Origin of the sequence: Paractinoplanes deccanensis, from assembly GCF_016862115.1 — a bacterium.
GTDB classification, from domain to species: Bacteria; Actinomycetota; Actinomycetes; order Mycobacteriales; family Micromonosporaceae; genus Actinoplanes; species Actinoplanes deccanensis.
The window spans coordinates 25,834-45,491 of the sequence record NZ_BOMI01000175.1 but is presented as its reverse complement, the minus strand read 5'-3'; the positions used below and the strand labels follow the sequence as shown (position 1 = coordinate 45,491).

Genomic DNA, 19,658 nt, shown 5'->3' with positions numbered 1-19,658 from the left:
GGCTGCCGGAACCGGTTCCGAACTGTCAGACTCCGAGTCGTTCGTGTTTCGATGACCGTGCCACCGCGGTCGTGAGCGACCGGAGGCGCGCGTGCCCGACGTCCCCCCGTACAGGGATCCGTCCCTTCCCGTCGACCGGCGGGTCGACGACCTGATCAGCCGGATGACGCTGCCCGAGAAGGTCGGGCAGATGCTCCAGCTCGACGCCCGCGGCGACGTGAAGGAGATCGTCAGCGAGAAGCTCGCCGGCTCGATCCTGCACACGTCGCCGCAGAAGATGCTCGAGGCGATCGACCTGGTCGCCAAGACCCGGCTGCAGATCCCGCTGCTCACCGCCGAGGACTGCATCCACGGCCACTCGTTCTGGCCGGGCGCGACGATCTTCCCGACGCAGCTCGCCATGGCCGGCAGCTGGGACGCCGGCCTGCTCGAGCGGGTCGCCCGGACGACCGCCGTCGAGGTCTCGGCGACCGGCATCCACTGGACCTTCTCCCCCGTGCTGTGCATCACCCGCGATCTTCGCTGGGGCCGGGTGGACGAAACTTTCGGCGAGGACCCGTTCCTCATCGGCGAGCTGGCCTCCGCGATGATCCGCGGCTACCAGGGCGGCGGCCTGACCGACCCGACCGCGATCCTCGCCACCGCCAAGCACTTCGCCGGCTACTCCGAGACGCAGGGCGGCCGCGACGCCAGCGAGGCCGACCTGAGCCCGCGCAAGCTGCGCTCGTGGTTCCTGCCGCCGTTCGAGCGGGTCGCCCGCGAGGGCTGCCGGGTCTTCATGCTCGGCTACCAGTCGATGGACGGCGTGCCGATCACCGCCAACAAGTGGCTGCTCAACGACGTCCTGAAGCAGGAGTGGGGCTTCACCGGCACGCTCGTCACCGACTGGGACAACGTCGGCCGCATGGTCTGGGAGCAGCGCGTCTGCGCCGACTACGCCGAGGCCGCCGCGGTCGCCGTCAAGGCCGGCAACGACCTGATCATGGTGACGCCGGGCTTCTTCGAGGGCGCGCAGGAGGCGGTCGAGCGCGGCCTGCTCGCCGAGGAGGAGATCGACGAGGCCGTACGCAGGATCCTGCGCCTGAAGTTCGAGCTCGGCCTCTTCGAGGACCCGCGCGCCCCCGACCCCGAGCGGCAGAAGCTGGTGATCGGCTCGGCCGAGCACGGCGAGCTCAACCTCGAGGTGGCCCGCCGTTCGCTGATCCTGCTGCGCAACGACGGCACGCTGCCGCTCGACCCGGCCGCGAAGTTCCGCCGCGTCGCCGTGATCGGCCCCAACGCCGACTCGCCGTCCGCGCAGCTCGGCGACTGGGCCGGCGACTCCGGCCAGATCGACTGGCTGCCCGACGGCCAGCCCCGCGAGATGATCGAGACGGTGCTTGACGGCTTCCGCGCGGTCGCCCCGGCCGGCTGGGACATCGACCACGCGCGCGGCGCCGACATCGAGCGGCTGGTGCCCGACCCGGAGGGCGAGACCTACCCGGACGGGCAGCCGCGCCCGCCGATCTCGCAGGCCGCGCCGGTCGACCGCCACCTCATCGACATCGCCCGCGACAAGGCGATCCGGGCGGACTACGCGGTCGTGGTGGTCGGCGACACGGTCAACCTGACCGGCGAGCACAAGTCGACGGCCACCCTGGAGCTGCAGGGCGGCCAGATCGCGCTGCTCGACGCGATCGCGGCCACCAAGACCCCGATGATCGTCGTGCTGGTGCAGTCGAAGCCGTCGGTGCTGCCCGAGTCGGCGCTGAACGCGGCGGCGATCATCCAGGCGTTCAACCCGGGCATGCGCGGCGGCCGGGCGATCGCCGAGCTGGTGCTGGGCCTGATCGAGCCGTCCGGCCGGCTGCCGCTGTCGGTGGCGCGTCACGTCGGCCAGCAGCCGGTCTACTACAACACCGTCCGCGGCCAGCACGGCAACCGCTACGCCGACCTCACCCAGGACCCGCTGTTCGCGTTCGGCGAGGGCCTCAGCTACACGACGATCGACTACTCGGACCTCACGGTCACCACCCCCGAGGTGGGCGCCGACGGCGTGGTGCGCGCGACGGTCACGCTCACCAACACCGGCGGGCGCCCGGCGGTCGAGACGGTTCAGGCGTACGTGAGCGACCTGGTCACGAGCGTCACGTGGGCGGGGCGCGAGCTCAAGACGTACCGCCAGGTCTCGGTGCCGCCGGGCGAGAGCCGCCGGGTCGAGATCGAGCTGCCGGCGAGCGCCTGTTCGCTGGTCACCGCGGACGGCCGGCGCGTCGTCGAGCCGGGCGACTTCGAGCTGCTGGTGGGGCCGAGCTCGCGCGAGCGCGACCTGCTGCGAGCGGGGTTCACGATCCGCTGACGTGGGCCGCCGCGATCGGCCGCAGGGCAAAACCGAGTTTCTCGTACGTGGCCAGGGCGGCGCTGTTCCAGTAGTCCACGAACAGCGCCACCCGGTCGCGGCCGGCCAGCAGCTCGCGGGTGACGAAGGAGCACAGGCTCGCCGCGAGCCCACGGCCGCGCGTCCCGGTCGCCGTCGCCACGCCGGCCAGGAAACCGACGCGGGCGCTCGACCACGCGTCCGCCGCCACGGCGAGCAGGGCGCCGTCCGCACCCCGCACACCCGCCCAACGACGGACCCCGGAACCGCCCGGACGGGCGTACGACTCGGGAAAGGCGTCCGCGAGCAGCGCCGTGACCTCGGCCAACTCGCCCGGCCCCAGCCAATGCGGCTGCTCCTCGCCGCCGCCGTAGGCGGGCGGCCTCGCCGTGTCCATCCAGCCGAACCGGCCCGCGACTTCGACCGTGGGCAGGCGCTCGGCCACGGCGGTGAGCAGCGCCTCGTCGCCGAGCGGCCGATACGACGGCCCGACCAGCGGCAACACGTCACGCAGCAGGTCGGCGACGGCGTCCGGATCGCCGTGCACGGGCATCCGGTCGCGCCGGGAGAGATCCGGGCAGGCGACCGCGACGGCGCCGGCACGGGCGAAGACGCGGGCCTCGGGCCGGTCGGCGGCCCAGATCATCAGCGGGTCGTGGCGGGTCGCGGTGGCGAGGTCGTCGAGCGTGAGCACTCCGCCATGCTGCCTTGACCCGCTCTGGCATCGTCATCCGCGTGCCGATCTTGCGTTTCGTCTCGCGCCACGCCCGCCGCCTGACCATCGCGGGCCTCGTCGTGGCCGTGCTGGGTGCCGCCGTCATTCTCACCGGCGAGTTGTGGGTGCGCGGCCAGGCGCGCGGCCACGTCTACAGCGAGGCCTCGGTGCCCGCCGCACCGGTCGCCATCGTGCTCGGCGCCGAGGTGTACGCCGACGGCTCCCCCTCGCCGTTCCTGGCCGCCCGCCTCGACATCGCCCGCCGCCTCTACGAGACCGGCAAGGTCAAGGCCATCCTGGTCTCCGGCGACCACGGCCGCTGGGAGTACGACGAGCCCGGCTCCATGCAGGTCTACCTGATCGCCCACGGCGTGCCCGCCACGAGCATCGCCCTCGACTACGCGGGCTTCGACACGTACGACTCGTGCGCCCGGGCCAAGCGCATCTTCGGTGTCACCGAGGCCACCATCGTCACCCAGACCTACCACCTGGACCGGGCCATAGCCCTGTGCCGCACCCAGGGCATCGAGACAAACGGCGTCGGCGACGACTCGGTCAAGGTCTACAAGGCCCCGTGGCGCAACTCGGTGATCCGCGAACGAGGCGCCATCGTGAAGGCCGTAGCCGACGTCCTCTCCCACCGAGACCCGGTCTTCCTGGGCCGCCACGAGACAACAGTCGAAGCCGCCGTCGCCGCCTCCTAGTGCCGCTGAGCGACCCGGATCTCGCGTTTCCCGCCATGCCGGAGGTTCCCCGCAGCGAGTTCAGGCGCTGGATGATGCTCAATCTGTGGGTGGCGCACTGGGCGATGCTCTGGGACACCGGGACGATGGATCGCCTACGGCTGGGGCACCTGTTCGAAGAACTGTTCCGGGACCCGACCGCAGCGCAATGGTGGTTGTCCGTCGGCGCACGCGACTGGGCCGACGTCAGCACGAAGCGTCGCCTCGCCTTTCACGAGCTTGCCCAAAGCGCCTACCGCCAGGCCGTCGAAGCGCGCCAGGCGGAAACCGGTCGGCGGGGTGGCGAAGCCGCCCCGCGACAGGATTAATTGAGGTTCTTGCTCGTCACCGTCCAGCGGGGATCGGTGCACAGACCGCACCCCGAGCCCACGAACAGGGTGCGTGCCGCCTGGTCGCCCTTGAGGTGCCAGCGGAGCCAGGCGCTGCCGACGCGGCCGTATTCGCCTCCGTCGGGGTCGGCGAACGTGCCGTAGTGGCCCACGGGCAGGTGGCCCAGGAAGGCCGGCAGCCCGGCGGGCAGGCGGCCGTAGTCGTCGACCGCGTTCGGGTAGGCGATGTCCTGCGGGCCGCCCGTGAGGTAGGCGACCGGGGCGTGCAGGCGGGCCAGCCGGTAGTTCTCCAGGTCGCTCAGCAGGCCGCTGTTCCAGAAGACCGACGTGTCCACGCGGGCGTCGGCGCTCGCCTCGATGGCCTCGATGCCGCCGCACGACTGGCCCATCACGGCGATCCGGGTGGTGTCGATCTTGCCGCGGTACGTGCTGCCGATCCGGGTGTTCTCGGCGATCGCCCAGTCGATGGCGTCGGTCAGCATGTCCGCGTCGGTGCTTCCGGTGCCGCCCGGGCGGCCGTTCGCGATGACCAGGAAGCCGTGGGACGCGAACTCCTTCAGGATGTTCTCGAACCATGTGCCGTCGGCGCGGCAGGCGCCGTTGCCCCAGGCGACGATCGGCAGGGTCAGCCCCGCCGGGATCGTGGCGGGGCGATAGATGGTGTGGTTGTAGAGACGCAGCGTCGTCTCGTAGTCGGCCGGATAGGGACCGGACCCGCCCGGCGCGGCGTGGGCGGCGGGTGCTCCCAGGCCGACGGCGGCCAACACGGCCGCCACGACGACGGCGATTCTCCTGCGCATGGCGCGTTTCCTCTCCGTGGGGTACGGACAGGATGGGCGCCGGCCCAGGTCAGCGAATCGGCACAATCACCGGTGTCTATGTGAGGATGTCTACCGGGGTGCCCGACCGCGGCCGCCCGAAGATCTCGGCCGCGCTGCCGCCGCGGTGCAGCAGCTCGTAGAACGGCGTGCCCCAGCCCGAGCTGCCCGGCGCGAAGGACATCATGCCCGCCGGCACGGCGAAGACCCCGTCGCTCACCACGGCAGGGGCGGTCCGGTCGCCGATGCGCACCCGGACGGTGGCGCCGACCGGGGCGGGCGCTTCGACGTACGACGTCTTCAGGTTGCCGTAGCCGTCGGTGTAGATCACCGCGTTCGCGGGCGCGGGCGGCAGGCGCAGCTCGTCGCCGAGCAGGTCCTCGCCACGGGCCAGCGCGGCCACGGCGGCCGGGAAGACGTCGCGGGAGCGGAACTGTGAGCCGGCGTCCGCGACGTTCACCGAGCGCACGGGCACGCCCGCTCCGGCCAGGAAGGACAGGGACGCCCCGGAGGCCACGCCCGCGACCAGCACGCCGGAGTCGAGCCGGGCCGCGCCCAGCGGCTCACCGGCGTTGTCCTCGCGGGCATCGTCCTCGTCCTCGCGCGGCGCGACGTTGGCGTAGATCACGCGGTCGGCGGGACCGTCGCCGAAGGCCAGCTGAGCCACGCAGAAGCCCGCGCTCACCGTGTCGAACGGCGGCACCGGCACCGCGTCCACCTCGGCGTGCGGCAGGAGTTTGGCGAAGCGCTGCCGCACCTCGGCGAAGGCCAGGTCCCCGAGGCCGTAGTCGGCCACCACGGTGATCAGCATGCTCGCAGACTAACCACGCGACGGGCCGCGGCGCGCCTAATCGATCGTGTGGCCTCCGTTGACCGTGATTCGTTCGCCGGTGACGAAGCGGGCCGCGTCCGAGGCCACGAACGCCACCACGTCGGCGATGTCGGACGGGGTGCCGATGCGGCCGAGCGGGACCTCCGCGACGTACGACGAGGTGTCCGCGTCGCGGTGCCGCTCGACCGGGATCCAGCCGGGCGCGACCACGTTGACCGTCACCCCGTCCTTGCCCAGCTCACGGGCCCACGTGCGGGCGAGGCCGATCTGCGCGCCCTTCGCGGCGTTGTAGGCCGAGGCCAGTGGCAGGGCCCGCTCGAACGAGTCCGATCCGATCAGGATGATGCGCCCGCCGCCGAGCTGCCGCATGCCGGGCAGCGCCGCCCGCAGCAGCAGCGCCGGGCTCTTCACGAAGAACTCCAGCTGCCGCAGGTGGTCGTCCCAGGTCGTCTCCTCGGCCGGGATGAGCGGCTGCGGCCCGGTCGCGTTCGCCACGACCACCCGCACCGGCCCGACCTCCGCCACCATCCGCTCGACGTCGTCCGCGGAGGTCACATCGGCTTTGTACGGGTGAGCGCGCCCACCGGACGCAACGATCGCGTCCACGACTCCCGCGGCACCCACCCCGTCCGACGAGTAGTTGACCACCACGGAGAACCCGTCCGCCGCCAGCCGCCGTGCGATCGCCGCGCCCAGCCCTCGCGAGGCGCCGGTCACCAGGGCCGTGGAGCCGTGTGCAGGGAAGGTCACGTCCTCGATCGCCGTCATTCGTGACAGGGTAGATCCATGCCGGATGGATCACTGCGCAAGCTCGGCTTCCTCACGATCGGCCTCTTCGACGGCGCCGATCCGCGGCCGGGCCACGAGACCACCCTCGAGATCATCAAGCTCGGCGAGGACCTCGGCTTCGACAGCGCGTGGGTGCGGCACCGCCATCTCCAGTACGGCATCTCGTCGCCGGTCGCCGTGCTGGCCGCCGCCTCGCAGCGCACGAGCCGCATCGAGCTCGGCACCGCCGTGATCCCGCTCGGCTGGGAAAATCCGCTGCGCCTGGCCGAGGACCTGGCCACCGTCGACCTGCTCTCCGGCGGCCGGCTCAACCCGGGCGTCAGCGTCGGCCCGCCGATGAACTACGACAAGGTCAAGCCGGCGCTCTACCCGGACCACGACGAGGACTTCAGCTACGCGCGGGTCGAGCGGTTGCTCGGCTTCGTCGCGGGTGAGCGGGCCGCCGACCTCGAGGGAACCCAGGGCTTCGAGGTCTTCTCGTCCCGCGTCGAGCCGCACTCCCCCGGCCTGCGCGACCGCATGTGGTACGGCGGCGGCAGCCTCCGCTCCGCGCGGTGGGCCGGCGAGCACGGCATGAACTTCCTGACCAGCAGCGTCGTCAAGGCCGAGGAGGACGGGCTCGACTTCGCCGCCATCCAGCTGTCGCACGTCCGCGCCTTCCGCGCCGCCCACCCCCGCGGCCGCGTCTCGCAGGGACTCGTCGTCATCCCCACCGACACGGCGTCGCCGGAGCAGAGGACCAAATATCAGTCGTACGCCGACAAGCGCACGCCCCGCACCCGCGAGCCCCAGGGACCGGCGCGGATGCTGTTCTCCCGCGACTACGTCGGCTCCTCCGCCGAGATCGCCGAGCAGCTGCACGCCCACGCCGCCTACCGCGAGATCGACGAGGTGGCGTTCGCGCTGCCGTTCAGCTTCGACCACGACGACTACGTGCAGATCCTCACCGACATCGCCACCAAGCTCGGCCCGGCCCTGGGCTGGCAACCGGGGAGTTGACACCCCGGGCACTCGCCGTCTCCTCTCCGTGGCTTCGCTCCCAGGGGTGCTAGCACCACCCCCAAGACGGGGGTCGGCGGGAGCGCTTTCCCCGGTTGCGAAAAATAGCGTCGTTCCCATGACGACGATGACGATGACGGGGGCCGCCGTCACGCTCCAGGACATCACCCGGGTCTACGGCCGGGGCCAGGCGGCGGTGCGGGCCGTCGACGGCGTGACCCTCGACTTCCCGCGCGGCAGCTGGACGGCGGTGATGGGGCCGTCCGGCTCCGGCAAGTCGACGCTGCTGCACTGCGCCGCCGGCCTGGAACGCGTCGACAGCGGACGGGTGCTGATCGGCGACACGGACATCACCGCGGCGGGCGACTCGCAGCTGACCGCGCTGCGGCGTACCAGGATCGGCTTTGTCTTCCAGAGCTTCAACCTGATCGGCTCGCTGACGGCGGAGCAGAACGTGGCCCTGCCCCTGCGGCTGGCCGGGCAGCGGCCGTCGCGCGCGGACGTGCGCGCCACCCTCGCCGCGGTCGGGCTCGCCGATCGGGTGCGGCACAGGCCCCGCGAGCTCTCCGGCGGCCAGCAGCAGCGCGTCGCGATCGCCCGCGCGATGGTCACCCGCCCCGAGGTCCTGTTCGCCGACGAGCCGACCGGCGCCCTCGACTCCTCCGCCGCGCGCACGGTGCTCGACCTGATGCGCGCGATGGCCGACGCGGGCCAGAGCATCGTGATGGTCACCCACGACCCGGGCGCCGCGGCGCGCGCCGACTCCGTGGTCTTCCTGCGCGACGGCCGCGCCGTCGACCGGCTCACCGGCGCGAGCACCCACGCGGTCGCCGACCGGCTCGCGGCATGGGAGCGCTGACATGCGCGGCTTGAGCCGGGCCGGACTGGCCGAGCGCTTCGGCTCAGCCTTCAGGCCGTCTTTGGGTGGCGGGTGGGGCGGTCGGATGGTCGCGGGCGCGCTGCTCTCCGCCACCCTCGGGGTGGCGCTTGTGCAATCGTCCCTGCTGCTGCTCATCACGGCGGCGCTGCTCGACCCGCCCGCCGGCGCGAGCGCGGCCGAGCGCCTGGAGTTCACCGACGGCACCACGGCCGCGGTGTCGATGCTCGGCGTGGTGCTCGGCGGCGCGGTCTTCCTGGCCGGCTTCATCATCAGCTCGACGTTCGCGTTCACCGTCGACCAGCGCCGCCGCGACCTCGCGCTGCTCCGCCTGGTCGGCGGCAGCCGGGGCCAGCTCCGCCGGCTGCTGCTCGGCGAGGCCCTGCTGCTGGGCACGCTCGGCGCGGCGCTGGGCGTGCCCTCCGGCCTGGCGGTCATGAGCTTCCAGGCGTGGCTGATGCGCGAGTTCGCGTTCGTCCCGCCCGGCTTCGAGGGCCGGTGGCGCATGTGGATCCTCGGCGTCTCGTTCGGCACCGGCATCCTGCTGGCGGTCGCCGGGGTGCTGGTGGCGGCCCGGCGCGCCGCGCGGGTCCGCCCGCTGGAGGCCCTGCGCGAGACCGGCGCTGCCGCGAAGGTGATGACCTGGAGCCGTGCCCTGATCGGCCTGGTCTTCCTCGGCGGCGCCCTGGCCCTGGTGATCGTCGCCCCCGCCGGCGGCCCCGCGGGCGGCATGGCGATGGCGATGAACGTCCCGATCCCCGCCGCCGTGGCCGTGGTGGCGTTCGCCCCGCTGCTGGTCCCGCTGATCGCTCGCCTGGTGCCCTTCACCGGCCCGGCCGGCCTGGCCCGCGCCAACCTGCGCGACGCCCGCCGCCGCTCCGCCTCGGTCGCGGCCCCCCTGATCGTCCTGGTCGCCCTCGTCGTGGGCAACACCGGCGCCGGCGCCTCCTTCACCGCCTCGGGGGTGCGGGAGCTGGCCGCCCAAACCCACGCCGACCTGGTCGTCGAGTCCACCGCCGCAGCGCCGGGCGGCACAGCGCCGTCAGGCACGGACGCGGCCTCGCCGTCCGGCACTGCGGGCGCGGCGTCGATCGCGCAAGTGCCGGGCGTGGCGTCGGTCTCCACCGAGACGAGACTGCCCGCCGAGGTCACCACCGGCTCCGGCGAGGACCGGGAGACCGAGGTGGTCAGCCTCCTGGTGATCGACCCCGCCGCGTACGGCAAGGCACACGGCACCGGCGACGCCCTGGCCTCCCTCAGCGGCCGGGCGGTCGCGGCCGGACCCGGCGGAGACGTGCCCACCAAGGGCACCGTCGAGCTGCGGCTCCCCACCCGCGACCTCGGCAGGATCCCGGTGACGGCGAGCGTCCCGGCCACCATGAGCGGCGGCGCCAACCTGCTCGTCCCGCCCGGCCTGGTCACACCGCAGGAACTGGCCGGCGCACCGGCCCGCTCCTTCGTGACGCTGTCCCCCGGCGCCGACGCTGCCGCCGTACGAGCAACCCTCGCCAAGATCGGAACTGTCTCGACCGTCGCCGACTGGCTGCGCGCCGACGCCGAGGCCGCCAACTCCACCAACCAGAAGATCATGCTGATCGTCCTGGGCCTGGGCGGCCTCTACGCCCTGATCGGCGTCATCAACTCGGTCGTCATCGGCGCCGCCACCCGCCGCCGCGAGTTCGCCGAGGCCCGCGTCACCGGCATGACCCGAGCCCAGGTGGTGCGTTCGGCATTGCTGGAGTCGTACGCCGTCACCACCGCAGCCCTGCTCCTCGGCGCCGTGGCCGCCGGCGCCACCTTCATCGCCGTCCTCGCCACGACGAAGTCCGTGACCGGCACCGCCACCCTCGACCTCCCCTGGCCGCAGATCGCCGGCGTCGCCCTGATCGCCCTCGCCGTGACCGGCGCGACGACCCTGATCACCTCGCTGTCGGCCACCCGCCCCCAGCCGGTCACCCAGCTCAGGTCCAGCTGACCCACCGCCACCGCCGGCACACTGCCGACGTGTGCCGGCGCCCCCCGGTAACGCGTTCCCTGTGCGATCATCCCTGCTCATGACCATCGTTGAGGACGTCCGCGACGCGGCCGTGCAGGCCGCGAGAGCGCTGGCCGGCTCGAAGTACAACGCCGATTTCTCGCCGTCCTCGCTGTGGGAGGTCGAGCGCTTCTTCGACGTCGAGGCTCCCGGCGGCCGGCCCCGGCCCGGCGGCCCGCTGGCCGCTCACCTCGGCGCGCGCATCTTCGCCGTGGGCTCGTACGTCGGTGAGGTGGTGCGCCGCCACACGGACGGCGCCTGGATCGGTGATGACACCGATCCCGAGGCCGAGATCAACGTCATGGTGAAGATGGCGAACGGCACCGTCATCTGGCCCGTTCAGCGGGTGATGAAGCGCTACCGCAACGGCCCCGAGGACAGCCTGGTCGCCTACGGGCTGGCCCTGGGCCTCGACGTCGGCTCGGCCCCTCCGCCGCCGCGGCGACGCCGGTGGCTCGGCCGGTGAGCGATCGGAACGGGCGCCGGGTCAGGGAAGTTTGAGCACGTCCGCGATGACCGCGCCGTCGGTGGTGAGGCGTACGGGGGCCGGGCTGTCGTAGACGACCAGCACCCGGTCGTCGCCGACCAGGGTCAGGCCCTCGGCGTGGTCGTCGCCCTCGCCGTAGGTGAGCTCCAGGACGCGGCTGATCAGGCCGGCCCGGACGATGATCGGCTCCTCGGCCACGGCGGCGCCGTGCCAGCGGTAGACGCGTACCGGGCCGTCGAGGTCCATCGTCGGGCCGGCGAGGATCAGCAGGTCGTCGCCGTGCGGGCACATGTCGCGGACGCCGAGGCCGTCCAGGTCGAGCACGTGCTTGCGGTAGAGCCTGCCGTCCTCGAACGGCGTGAGGCGCAGGCGGTCCGGTTCGTCCGGGTCGACGTACGGCCTCAGCTCCAGCACGAACGCCCAGCCGCGCAGGACCGGGCCGCGCAGGCCCAGGTAGACACGGTCGCCGCGGACCGCGATGCCCTCGATGTCGAGGCCGTTGTCCTTGCCGGGGATGTCGAGGAACGGGGCCAGGTGCTCGTCGCGGCGCAGCAGGGTGCGCAGGGCGTCCCGCTTGCCGAGGGCGGCGGCGCGATGCCGTACGCCGTCGACCGTCACCTCGCGCACCGGCGTGGGCAGGCCGTCCACGTCGACGACGGGCAGCCGTACCAGGATCTGGCGGTTGTCCTGCCCCTCGACGCGGGACAGGCGCCGCAGCGCGCGGGAGCCCTCGTGCCTCTCCTTGATCTGCTTGCGGCGCAGGCTGTGCGAGCCGACCGCCCACAGGAACTGCCCGGTGCGCGCCAGCCCCTCGACGTCGGCCTCCTCGTCGGCGTCGACGCCCGGCAGGCCGACGAAGTCGGCGAGGCGGAAGCTGCGCTCGTCGCCGAACTCCGTGGGCTGCGAGGGGTCGTCGGCGACCAGCCGCTCCAGGGTCGCCGTCTCGTCACCGGCGATCCACAGAACGGACCCGTCCAGCCGTACGGCGGACAGATTGGTGTGCGTCGCGGCCGAGCGGGACGTGTCCCCGAACCGCAGGCGCACGGTGTGTTCCAACGTCATGACCACCATCGTCGCACCGCCGTGCACCCGCGTCCGGCGTGCCGCGCTACTTCCGGCGGGCGATCCACGTCATAAGGTCGGCGGCGTCCTCATTTGCCCCGTGACCAGCGTCCCAGTACATCAGCGCGCTGACGTCGTCGCCGAGGCGGCGCAGGCCGGCGGCGAGGTTGGCGACGATCGTGGGGGACGTGTCGCTGTCGTTCGTGCCGACGCGGATCCACCAGTGCCGCGCCCGGCTCGTGGTGCCCTCGCGGAGGAAGTGCATGGGGTTCATCAGGTCGAGCTTGGCGGGGATGTCCGCGGCGATCGTGCGCCCGCCGTACGTGGTGAAGTGCCGCGCCTTCGTGGTCCCCGTGCCGAAGAGGTTGTTCTCGCCGGTGGAGAGGTCGAACGCGTCGAACGCCGGCAGCGTCTTCTTGCGCGCGCCCACGTGGGTCAGCCAGTTGGCCCAGGTGAACGTGGCCTGGCCGTTCTTCCAGGTGATGAACGTGTTCTTGGCCAGGTACGCGCCGCGCGCCGACGCGGACAGCGACGCGAGATATCTCGTGGCCGCCGGCTGGAGGTACGTCTTGAGCAGGTGGCTCTCGGTGTCCGTGATCCCCCAGCTCTTCTGGTACGCCGGGAAGCCCGCGGCCACCTTCCGCGACACCGTCTGGTCGACGAGCGCGCCGGTGCTGAGCTTGTTCTTGCCCCAGACCCATTCGTACGCCATGTCGGCGTGCTCGAGATCGGCGATCGGGCAGTACGCGGCCACGGCGAAGACGGCGTCGCTCGCGTCGGCGGCGCCCAGCGTCCGCAGGTACTTGTCGTAGAGCGGGCTGTCGCCGGACGCACCGAGCAGCGCCGAGAGGGCACCGCCCGCGCTCGTGCCGGACGAGACGATCCGGTCCACGTCGCCGGGGATCCGGCCCCGGTTGGCGCGCACGTAGCGGACGGCGGCCTTGAGGTCGACGATGGCGGCGGGCGCGGTGCCGTAGTAGACGCCGCCCGACGTGACGAGCGTCCGGCCGCGCGCGCCCGGCTCCACCACCACGTAGCCGGCGGCCAGGGCCAGCTTGGCGTTGCTGACCATCTCGCCGCCGGCGCCGAGCATCGCGTTGCCGCCGCTGGCCACGCCGCCCGCGCCGGTCGCCCCGGTCATCGCGGCCCCGCCCACGCCGGTCGCCGTCGCCACCGACGAGGGCATGTAGCCGCCGACCGAGTTGCTGAACAGGATCGGGGCGTCCGTGGCGTCCACGGCCTTGCCGTCGATCGTCACGGGGACGCTGACGTTGAGGCTCTGATAGGCGGCGTCCACCGGGTTGGCGACGTAGACGATGTTCTTCCAGAACCGGTACGTCACCGCCTTGCCGTCGATGGTGGTGGTCAGGGTGGTGTAGGCCGTCTTGTCGAAGACGAGGCCGCGCGGCGCGGCGAGGGCCGCGCCCGTGCCGGCGAGGGTCGCGGCCGAGCCCGCCGCGAGCCCCATGATGACTGTTCTGCGCTTCATGCGCTCAGCTCAGCCGGGGCGGCTGTGCCTCGGATTCGAATTGTCAATAATTTCGCTGAGAATCAGGTCGACGGCTTGGGGGCGGCGACCGGGCTGCGGTTGCCGTCGGAGTCGTACGCCCGGACGCCGAAGAGGACGTTGTCCTTGGAGAGGTCGATCGTGACCGTGGCGACCTTGCCGACGTCCCGGCTGTGCTGCCAGTCCGGCGCGGTGGTCTCGCGCCAGACCACCTCGTAGCCGGCCAGGCCCGGTTCGGTGCCGGGCTCCCAGCGCAGCGTCGTCTCGTTGGTCAGCTGCGTCGTGTCGATGACCACGCCGCGCGGGGTGCCGGGCGCCTGCGCCAGCGACCAGAGCACCGCGGCGTTGGTGCGCGCCACCCGGGCGATGTACTGGAAGTCGCAGAACTCGATCAGGTCGCCGTACTGCACGCCGTTCTCGACGCGGACGTCCTGGTGCTCGTGCGCGAAGTTCTCCCGCGGCTCGGTGAAGCGCGCCGCCGGATAGCCGCGCAGCAGGAACGAGATGTGGTCGCTGCCGCGCAGATAGCGGTCGCGCCGCCAGATCACTCGTACGTCCATGTCGGTCCTGATGCTGCGCACGAACCGCCCGAGCTGGCGCGACGGCCCGTCGTTCTCGCCGCCGACGCTGAGCCGGGTGCGCGCCTCGGCCGGCGTCTCCGAGGTGGGCACGCCCTCCACGAAGAGCCGCACCTGGCGCGGGTGGGCGGTCGTGCCGTCGTGCGCGGTGCCCGTACCGACGATGTCGTTGCTGAACATCGCCTGGATGTCCGCGCCCCGGTCCTTTAGACCTGGGCCATGTGGTCGGAGCCGTAGAGCCCCTGCTCCTCGCCGGCCACGGCCGCGAAGACGACCGTCGCCTCGGGCCTGATCCGGCTCTTGGCGAACACCCGGGCGAGCTCCATGACCACCGCCACCCCGGACGCGTCGTCGTCCGCGCCGGGCGCGTCGGCCGTGGCGTTCATGACGTCGGTGACCCGCGAGTCGTAGTGCCCGGTCACCACGTAGATCCGCTCCGGCGAGACGCTGCCCGGCAGGGTCGCGATGACGTTGGTGATCCGCGTGGGCTCGGGCACCCGCGGCGACACGGGCTGGATGAACGACTGAAGCTCCACGGTCATCGGCGTCCCTGCCGCGTACCGCTGCATCTCGGCGAAGATCCAGTCCCGCGCCGCGCCGATGCCCCGCACCGGATCGTCCTGGCTGGACAGCGTGTGCCGCGTCCCGAACGCCACGAGCCGCCGGATGATCGCCTCGATCCGGCGCGGATCGATCTCCCGCAGGATCTCCCGGACCCCGGCCGCGGGCTTGGCCTGCGCGGCCTCCCCCACCACGAGCGGCGCCGCCGCGGCGGCCGCCGAAACCGTCAGAAAGGTACGCCTCGTCGACTTGGCCATGCCCTCCACTCAACACCCAGACAGCGATGCATGTCTATGGCGCGCGCTCGGCGGCGACCCAGCGATAGACCTGGCCGTCCCGCAGCTCGAACGACGCGGGCGCCACCGGCATCGGGCCGCCGTCGAGCCGGGCGAAGACCTTGTTGCGCCCCCGGATCGTCGAGCCGCCCTCGGTCCAGTGCAGGTAGGGATGGAGCAGTACCACGAGCGCGGCCCGGTCGCCCCGCCGCACGGCGTCGAGCACATCGGCGATCACCTGGTCCATCTCCCGAGCATCGCAGGCGTCGCGAAGTTGTGCGCAGCCGCGTTCTTGTTTCGGCTGGTGGGCGGACGCAGGATCGACGTCGACCCCGGAAGATCCTCGTTGCCGCGAGGACCGAGGCCGTTGGAGGCAATGGTCGATGAGCGTTGCAACCATGTCGAACGTTCCGCCCGATCCCACCGGTGCCGCTACGCCGCAAGAGCTCGGCAGGCGGCTCAGAGCTCTGATGCACCAGCGGAGGTGTTCCGTTGACAGTGTGGTCCGCCGTAGCAGCCTGGCGGGCACCCCGATCTCCCGCGCCACGGCGCACAACCTGATAGCCGCGCGCGGGCACTCGCCGCGTCGCGACACGTTGCTGGCGTTCCTGCGCGGCTGCCAGGTCCCCCCACGCGAGCAGATCCGCTGGCTGATCGCGTACGACAAGATCTTCCCTGATACACGGCGCCCCGCCGCGAGCTGAGCGCGTCCTGGCGGCCGAAGTTGGCGGCGACGACGCCGCCAGGACGCGCTCCTTCAAGCCTCACGCCGCGTCGCCGCTGCCCCACTCCGGGCCGCTGCCCCACGCCGGGCCGCCGCCCCACGCCGGGCCGCTGCCCCACGCCGGGCCGCTGCCCCACCCCGGGCCGCCCCACCCCGGGCCGCCGCACCCCGGGCCGCCTCACGCCGCGCCGTCGGTGGAAGCATCGCCGTCGGTGGCAGCCGCGCCGCCGGTGAAAGCCTCGCCGTCCGCGGGCGGCACCCGGCCCGCGAAGAGCAGGAACTCGCCGTCGGGGCTGCGGCGCGCGGTCAGCGGCGCGTAGCCGGCGTCCGTCATCATCGCGCCCAGTTCCTCGACGGTGCGGTGCAGGTAGCGCCACAGCTGCACCCGCCGGCCCGGCGGCAAGGTGAGGCGGCCGGCGATCGTCACCGGCGCGGTGAGCCGGATGCGCAGGTAGCGCTGCCGCGCCGTGTCGTCGAAGCCGCTCTCGGGCTCGTAGTGCGAACGCGGCACGCCGAGACGTTCGAGCATCGACCGGTAATCATCCGGCATGCCGTCGCCCGTGTGGTCGCGAGCCCAGCGGAAGGAGGCGCGGCTGTGCACGGTGTCGGCGCGGGCCGCGTAGACGATGACGTCGGCCACCTGCCGCACATGCCGCAGCACCGCCACCGGGTCGGCGAAGTTCAACAGCGTGCCGCCGCCCAGGAACACCAGCGTGGCGCGGCCGCGCAGGTCCGCGAGCGGATCGGCGGTGAAGTCCCGGCGGTGGAACTCCAGCGGCGGCGCCGGGTCCAGCCATTCGCGCAGGTTCGCCTCGGCGATGGCGAGCATCTCGGCGCTGGCGTCGACGCCCACATACCGTTCGAGCCGGCCCGCGTCGCGCAGTCTCTGGAGCAGGCCCCGCACCGGAATGCCGTTGCCCGGCCCGAGATCGACCACCCGCACCGGCCCGTGCAGCGGGGCGATCAGCTCGTGGTGCATGTCGCGCAGCATGCTCAGCGTCGCGTGCAGGACGTTCGGCTCGGCGCCGGTCTCCTGCCAGGTCGCGAGCCGGTCCCACGATCCGGCGCCGTCACCCGTGTACGAGTAGCGCGTGTCGATCTCGCCGGTCGCCGCGAGGTGGGCCGCGATGCGATCGAGGTCGTCCGGCGCGAACGTCATACCGGCCATCTTGGACGGACGCGAAGCCCGGCACATCCCGTGAACACGTGAGACAGAACGTTCGTTCTACCCGCAGCAGCCGCCCCGCCAAGAGACAGAACGTTCGTTCTACCCCCAGGCCCATCGCCCCGCCAAGAGACAGAACGTTCGTTCTACCCCCAGGCACACCGTCCCACCACGAGACAGAACGTTCGTTCTACCCCCGGGCCCACCGCTCCACCACGAGACAGAACGTTCGTTCTACCCCCAGGCACACCGCTCCACCACGAGACAGAACGTTCGTTCTGCCGGGCCCCCGCCGCCGGCGAGCGGCGAGGGCCGGGAACCGGAGATCAGGCCCCGCGCAGCGTGGCCCCGAAACGACCGGCCACCGCGGCAACGGCGGCGTCGCGGGCGGTCAGCGTCTCCTCGGAGGTGAGGGTGCGGTCGGCCGCCCGGAAGGTCAGCTTGTAGGCCAGCGACTTCTTGCCCTCGCCGAGCTGGTCCGACTCGTACAGGTCGAACAGGGACACCGACTCGAGCAGCTCCCCCGCGCCCTCCGCCAGCACCGCTGCCACCTCGGCGGCCGGGGTGTCGCGGTCGACGACCAGCGCCACGTCGATCAGGGCCGGCGGGAACGACGAGATCTTCTTCGCCTGGGTGACCGGCGCCGCCGGCAGGGCGTCGAGGTCGAGTTCCATGACACTCGTGCGCTTCGGCAGCTCCCACGCCGAGACGACGGCCGGGTGCAGCTCGCCGGCGTGGCCCACCACCGTGCCGTCCACCGCGATCGCCGCGCAGCGGCCCGGGTGCCACGGGGCCAGCTCGGCCGCCGACACCGTCACCCGGTCCGGGGTGATGCCCGCGGCCGAGAGCGCGACCCGCGCCGCCTCGATCGCGTCCGCCCACGACGCCTCGCGGCCGGCGCCCCACCAGCCGGCGGGGGCGATGTCGCCGGTCACGGCCGCCGCCAGGTGCCACGGCTGGGCCGGGACGATCTCGTTGGCCGCGCGCCACTCGTCCTCGCTCGGGCGGCGGTCGACGCCCATGGCCGGCGGCGCGGTCACCGCCAGGCCCGGCAGGAAGACCAGGCCCGTCTCGAAGATCGCCAGGTCGCGGTGGCCGCGTCCCAGGTTGCGCTTGAGCGTGCCGAGCAGCGTGGGCAGCAGCGACGTGCGCAGCAGCGGCTCCTGCTCGGAGAGCGGGTTGGTCAGCCGCACCGCGCTGCGCCGCGGATCGTCCTCGGGGTAGCCGAGCAGGTCGGCCGCGCCCGGCGCGACGAACGGGTAGGACAGCACCTCGACGTACCCGTTCTCGGCCAGCGCCCGGCCCACCGTGCGGCGACGGCGCTGCGCGGGCGTGATGCCGCTGCCACCGCGGGCCGGCGGCAGGATGCTCGGGATGTCGTTGTACCCGCCGAGGCGGGCCACCTCCTCGACCAGGTCGATCGGCGTCAGCAGGTCGGGACGCCACGACGGCGGCGTGACCTCCAGCGGCACCGTCTCGCTGACCTGGCAGCCGACCTGAGAGAGCAGCTTCACGACGTCGGCGGCGGAATAGGCGAGACCGATGCGCTGGGCGGGCAGCTCCGCGTCGAGCGCGATGGCAGAGGGCGCCACCACGTGGTCGATGTCGAGCACGCGCTCGTCGACGGTGCCGCCGGCGTGCTCGGTCAGGATCTCCACGGCCCGCGCCAGCGCGACCAGCGTCAGCTGCGGGTCGACACCCCGCTCCCAGCGCTTCGCGGCCTCGCTGAACAGCTTGTGGCGGCGGGCGGTGCGGCCGACCATCACCGGGTCCCAGTGCGCGGCCTCGAGAAGCACGTCCACCGTCTCGGGCTGCCACTCGCTGGTCTCGCCGCCCATCACGGCGGCGAGCGAGATCGGGCCGGTGTCGTCGCAGATCACCATGTCCTCGGCGTCGAGCAGGCGGGCCACGCCGTCCAGGGTGGTCAGCTTCTCGCCCGGGCGGGCGCGGCGCACGACGAGGCCGCCGCTGAGCCGGTTGAGGTCGAAGACGTGCATCGGCTGGCCCAGCTCGAGCATCAGGTAGTTGGTGATGTCGACGGGCAGCGAGATGGTCCGGATGCCCGCGGCCACCAGGCGCTTCTGCATCCAGGCGGGTGACGGCGCGGTCGGGTCGATGCCGCGCACCACGCGCGCCGAGAAGCGGTCGCAGCCGACGGTGTCCTCGACGGTCACCGGGTACGGCGACTCGGCGGTGGGCGCGGCGAACGGCACCGCGGCCGGGTCGGTGTAGGCGGCGGAGAACGCGTACGAGAGCTCGCGGGCCATGCCGCGCAGGCTCATCTCGTACCCCCGGTCGGGGGTGATCTCGACCTCGACCAGCACGTCGTCGAGGCCGACGGTGGGACGCGCGTCGGTGCCGGGCTCGGCCGACCCGGCGGGCAGCACGATGATGCCCGAGTGGTCGCCGCTGAGGCCCAGCTCGGCCGCGGAGCAGATCATGCCGTTGGAGTTGCGGCCGTACGTCTTGCGCGCGCCGATCTTGAAGCCGCCCGGCAGCTCGCCGCCGGGCAGGATCACCACGACGAGGTCGCCCTCGGCGAAGTTCCGCGCCCCGCAGATGATCTCCTGGGGGGCGTCCCGGCCGACGTCCACGGTGGTGAACCGGATCGGCTTCTTGAAGCCGGTCAGCTCCTCGATCGTCAGCACCCGGCCGACGACCAGGTCACCCTTGACGGTGGCGGCCTGGTCGACGATCGACTCGACCTCCATGCCGAGGTCGGTCAGCGCGGCGTCCAGCTGCGCCGGCGTGAGGTCCGCGGGCAGCTCGACGAACTCGCGCAGCCACGAGAGCGTGGTCTTCATCG

General features: G+C 72.6%; 19 protein-coding genes. 8 read left to right on the top strand and 11 right to left on the bottom strand.

Annotated elements, in window-relative coordinates:
* The first annotated feature begins 91 nt into the window (after nucleotides 1-91).
* Complete coding sequence (locus tag Ade02nite_RS41635; protein WP_203776126.1) at nucleotides 92-2,338, top strand: exo-beta-d-1,3/1,6-glucosidase; 2,247 nt, start codon at nucleotides 92-94, stop codon at nucleotides 2,336-2,338.
* On the opposite strand, the gene Ade02nite_RS41630 is transcribed toward Ade02nite_RS41635, so the two are convergent.
* Nucleotides 2,325-3,050 (bottom strand): GNAT family N-acetyltransferase, encoded by a 726-nt coding sequence (locus Ade02nite_RS41630; RefSeq protein WP_239169431.1) that lies wholly within the window; start codon nucleotides 3,048-3,050, stop codon nucleotides 2,325-2,327. The genes Ade02nite_RS41635 and Ade02nite_RS41630 overlap by 14 nt on opposite strands.
* A 41-nt stretch (nucleotides 3,051-3,091) precedes the next feature.
* Between Ade02nite_RS41630 and Ade02nite_RS41625 the strand changes: the two genes are divergently transcribed.
* Together Ade02nite_RS41625 and Ade02nite_RS41620 are read left to right on the top strand one after the other, a co-directional pair.
* Entirely contained in the window at nucleotides 3,092-3,775 is a 684-nt protein-coding gene (locus Ade02nite_RS41625; RefSeq protein ID WP_239169430.1) for a SanA/YdcF family protein, read from the top strand.
* A complete protein-coding gene (locus tag Ade02nite_RS41620; protein WP_275409988.1) occupies nucleotides 3,775-4,122 on the top strand; it encodes a DUF6082 family protein in 348 nt (115 codons plus the stop codon). The genes Ade02nite_RS41625 and Ade02nite_RS41620 overlap by 1 nt, the downstream gene beginning before the upstream one ends.
* Here the strand turns inward: Ade02nite_RS41620 and Ade02nite_RS41615 are convergent.
* From Ade02nite_RS41615 to Ade02nite_RS41605, 3 genes are all read right to left on the bottom strand, one after another.
* Nucleotides 4,119-4,943, bottom strand: a complete 825-nt coding sequence (locus Ade02nite_RS41615) for a poly(ethylene terephthalate) hydrolase family protein (protein ID WP_203776122.1) — start codon at nucleotides 4,941-4,943, stop codon at nucleotides 4,119-4,121. The genes Ade02nite_RS41620 and Ade02nite_RS41615 overlap by 4 nt on opposite strands.
* Before the next feature lie 76 nt (nucleotides 4,944-5,019).
* On the bottom strand, nucleotides 5,020-5,772 hold the full coding sequence (locus tag Ade02nite_RS41610; RefSeq protein WP_203776120.1) for an SAM hydrolase/SAM-dependent halogenase family protein: 753 nt from the start codon (nucleotides 5,770-5,772) through the stop codon (nucleotides 5,020-5,022).
* Nucleotides 5,773-5,808: 36 nt separating this feature from the next.
* The gene (locus Ade02nite_RS41605) at nucleotides 5,809-6,561 is read right to left on the bottom strand and encodes an SDR family oxidoreductase (RefSeq protein WP_203776118.1); all 753 of its coding nucleotides are present in this window, start codon (nucleotides 6,559-6,561) and stop codon (nucleotides 5,809-5,811) included.
* 18 nt (nucleotides 6,562-6,579) lie between these two features.
* Here Ade02nite_RS41605 and Ade02nite_RS41600 point away from each other — a divergent pair, with 18 nt between their 5' ends.
* From Ade02nite_RS41600 to Ade02nite_RS41585, 4 genes are all read left to right on the top strand, one after another.
* On the top strand, nucleotides 6,580-7,581 hold the full coding sequence (locus Ade02nite_RS41600) for an LLM class flavin-dependent oxidoreductase (RefSeq protein WP_203776116.1): 1,002 nt from the start codon (nucleotides 6,580-6,582) through the stop codon (nucleotides 7,579-7,581).
* Between the two features lie 127 nt (nucleotides 7,582-7,708).
* Complete coding sequence (locus tag Ade02nite_RS41595) at nucleotides 7,709-8,440, top strand: ABC transporter ATP-binding protein (RefSeq protein WP_203776182.1); 732 nt, start codon at nucleotides 7,709-7,711, stop codon at nucleotides 8,438-8,440.
* Between the two features lies 1 nt (nucleotide 8,441).
* Nucleotides 8,442-10,433, top strand: coding sequence for an FtsX-like permease family protein (locus Ade02nite_RS41590; RefSeq protein ID WP_203776114.1), 1,992 nt, complete (start codon nucleotides 8,442-8,444; stop codon nucleotides 10,431-10,433).
* 79 nt (nucleotides 10,434-10,512) lie between these two features.
* Nucleotides 10,513-10,959: a hypothetical protein gene (locus Ade02nite_RS41585; protein WP_203776112.1), complete on the top strand. Its 447-nt coding sequence runs from the start codon at nucleotides 10,513-10,515 to the stop codon at nucleotides 10,957-10,959.
* 21 nt (nucleotides 10,960-10,980) lie between these two features.
* Here the strand turns inward: Ade02nite_RS41585 and Ade02nite_RS41580 are convergent, their stop codons facing one another.
* The 5 genes from Ade02nite_RS41580 to Ade02nite_RS41565 all read right to left on the bottom strand — a co-directional run bounded on the left by Ade02nite_RS41580 (nucleotide 10,981) and on the right by Ade02nite_RS41565 (nucleotide 15,210).
* The gene (locus tag Ade02nite_RS41580; RefSeq protein WP_203776110.1) at nucleotides 10,981-12,042 is read right to left on the bottom strand and encodes a DUF3616 domain-containing protein; all 1,062 of its coding nucleotides are present in this window, start codon (nucleotides 12,040-12,042) and stop codon (nucleotides 10,981-10,983) included.
* Between the two features lie 46 nt (nucleotides 12,043-12,088).
* The gene (locus Ade02nite_RS41575) at nucleotides 12,089-13,531 is read right to left on the bottom strand and encodes a subtype B tannase (RefSeq protein WP_203776108.1); all 1,443 of its coding nucleotides are present in this window, start codon (nucleotides 13,529-13,531) and stop codon (nucleotides 12,089-12,091) included.
* Between the two features lie 62 nt (nucleotides 13,532-13,593).
* Nucleotides 13,594-14,307 carry a zinc-binding metallopeptidase family protein gene (locus Ade02nite_RS50645; RefSeq protein WP_239169429.1) on the bottom strand — a complete coding sequence of 238 codons (714 nt, stop codon included), beginning with the start codon at nucleotides 14,305-14,307 and terminating at the stop codon, nucleotides 13,594-13,596.
* 26 nt (nucleotides 14,308-14,333) lie between these two features.
* Nucleotides 14,334-14,945, bottom strand: a complete 612-nt coding sequence (locus Ade02nite_RS50640) for a M20/M25/M40 family metallo-hydrolase (RefSeq protein ID WP_239169428.1) — start codon at nucleotides 14,943-14,945, stop codon at nucleotides 14,334-14,336.
* A gap of 34 nt (nucleotides 14,946-14,979) precedes the next feature.
* On the bottom strand, nucleotides 14,980-15,210 hold the full coding sequence (locus Ade02nite_RS41565; protein ID WP_203776107.1) for a DUF4440 domain-containing protein: 231 nt from the start codon (nucleotides 15,208-15,210) through the stop codon (nucleotides 14,980-14,982).
* Nucleotides 15,211-15,346: 136 nt separating this feature from the next.
* On the opposite strand from Ade02nite_RS41565, the gene Ade02nite_RS50850 reads away from it, so the two are divergent.
* Nucleotides 15,347-15,667, top strand: coding sequence for a helix-turn-helix domain-containing protein (locus Ade02nite_RS50850; protein WP_203776105.1), 321 nt, complete (start codon nucleotides 15,347-15,349; stop codon nucleotides 15,665-15,667).
* 198 nt (nucleotides 15,668-15,865) lie between these two features.
* Here the strand turns inward: Ade02nite_RS50850 and Ade02nite_RS41555 are convergent, their stop codons facing one another.
* Entirely contained in the window at nucleotides 15,866-16,846 is a 981-nt protein-coding gene (locus Ade02nite_RS41555) for a class I SAM-dependent methyltransferase (protein WP_203776103.1), read from the bottom strand.
* Between the two features lie 332 nt (nucleotides 16,847-17,178).
* Nucleotides 17,179-19,656 (bottom strand): phenylalanine--tRNA ligase subunit beta, encoded by a 2,478-nt coding sequence (gene pheT / locus Ade02nite_RS41550; RefSeq protein ID WP_203776101.1) that lies wholly within the window; start codon nucleotides 19,654-19,656, stop codon nucleotides 17,179-17,181.
* Between the last annotated feature and the right edge of the window lie 2 nt (nucleotides 19,657-19,658).

Excerpts from the sequence above, each read along its gene's own strand:
- Ade02nite_RS41615 (WP_203776122.1), bottom strand. The coding sequence starts at position 4,943 with ATGCGCAGGAGAATCGCCGTCGTCGTGGCGGCCGTGTTGGCCGCCGTC.
- Ade02nite_RS41610 (WP_203776120.1), bottom strand. The coding sequence starts at position 5,772 with ATGCTGATCACCGTGGTGGCCGACTACGGCCTCGGGGACCTGGCCTTC.
- Ade02nite_RS41605 (WP_203776118.1), bottom strand. The coding sequence starts at position 6,561 with ATGACGGCGATCGAGGACGTGACCTTCCCTGCACACGGCTCCACGGCC.
- Ade02nite_RS41600 (WP_203776116.1), top strand. The coding sequence starts at position 6,580 with ATGCCGGATGGATCACTGCGCAAGCTCGGCTTCCTCACGATCGGCCTC.
- Ade02nite_RS41595 (WP_203776182.1), top strand. The coding sequence starts at position 7,709 with ATGACGATGACGGGGGCCGCCGTCACGCTCCAGGACATCACCCGGGTC.
- Ade02nite_RS41590 (WP_203776114.1), top strand. The coding sequence starts at position 8,442 with ATGCGCGGCTTGAGCCGGGCCGGACTGGCCGAGCGCTTCGGCTCAGCC.
- Ade02nite_RS41585 (WP_203776112.1), top strand. The coding sequence starts at position 10,513 with ATGACCATCGTTGAGGACGTCCGCGACGCGGCCGTGCAGGCCGCGAGA.
- Ade02nite_RS41580 (WP_203776110.1), bottom strand. The coding sequence starts at position 12,042 with ATGACGTTGGAACACACCGTGCGCCTGCGGTTCGGGGACACGTCCCGC.
- Ade02nite_RS41575 (WP_203776108.1), bottom strand. The coding sequence starts at position 13,531 with ATGAAGCGCAGAACAGTCATCATGGGGCTCGCGGCGGGCTCGGCCGCG.
- Ade02nite_RS50645 (WP_239169429.1), bottom strand. The coding sequence starts at position 14,307 with ATGTTCAGCAACGACATCGTCGGTACGGGCACCGCGCACGACGGCACG.
- Ade02nite_RS50640 (WP_239169428.1), bottom strand. The coding sequence starts at position 14,945 with ATGGCCAAGTCGACGAGGCGTACCTTTCTGACGGTTTCGGCGGCCGCC.
- Ade02nite_RS41565 (WP_203776107.1), bottom strand. The coding sequence starts at position 15,210 with ATGGACCAGGTGATCGCCGATGTGCTCGACGCCGTGCGGCGGGGCGAC.
- Ade02nite_RS50850 (WP_203776105.1), top strand. The coding sequence starts at position 15,347 with ATGAGCGTTGCAACCATGTCGAACGTTCCGCCCGATCCCACCGGTGCC.
- Ade02nite_RS41555 (WP_203776103.1), bottom strand. The coding sequence starts at position 16,846 with ATGACGTTCGCGCCGGACGACCTCGATCGCATCGCGGCCCACCTCGCG.
- pheT (WP_203776101.1), bottom strand. The coding sequence starts at position 19,656 with ATGAAGACCACGCTCTCGTGGCTGCGCGAGTTCGTCGAGCTGCCCGCG.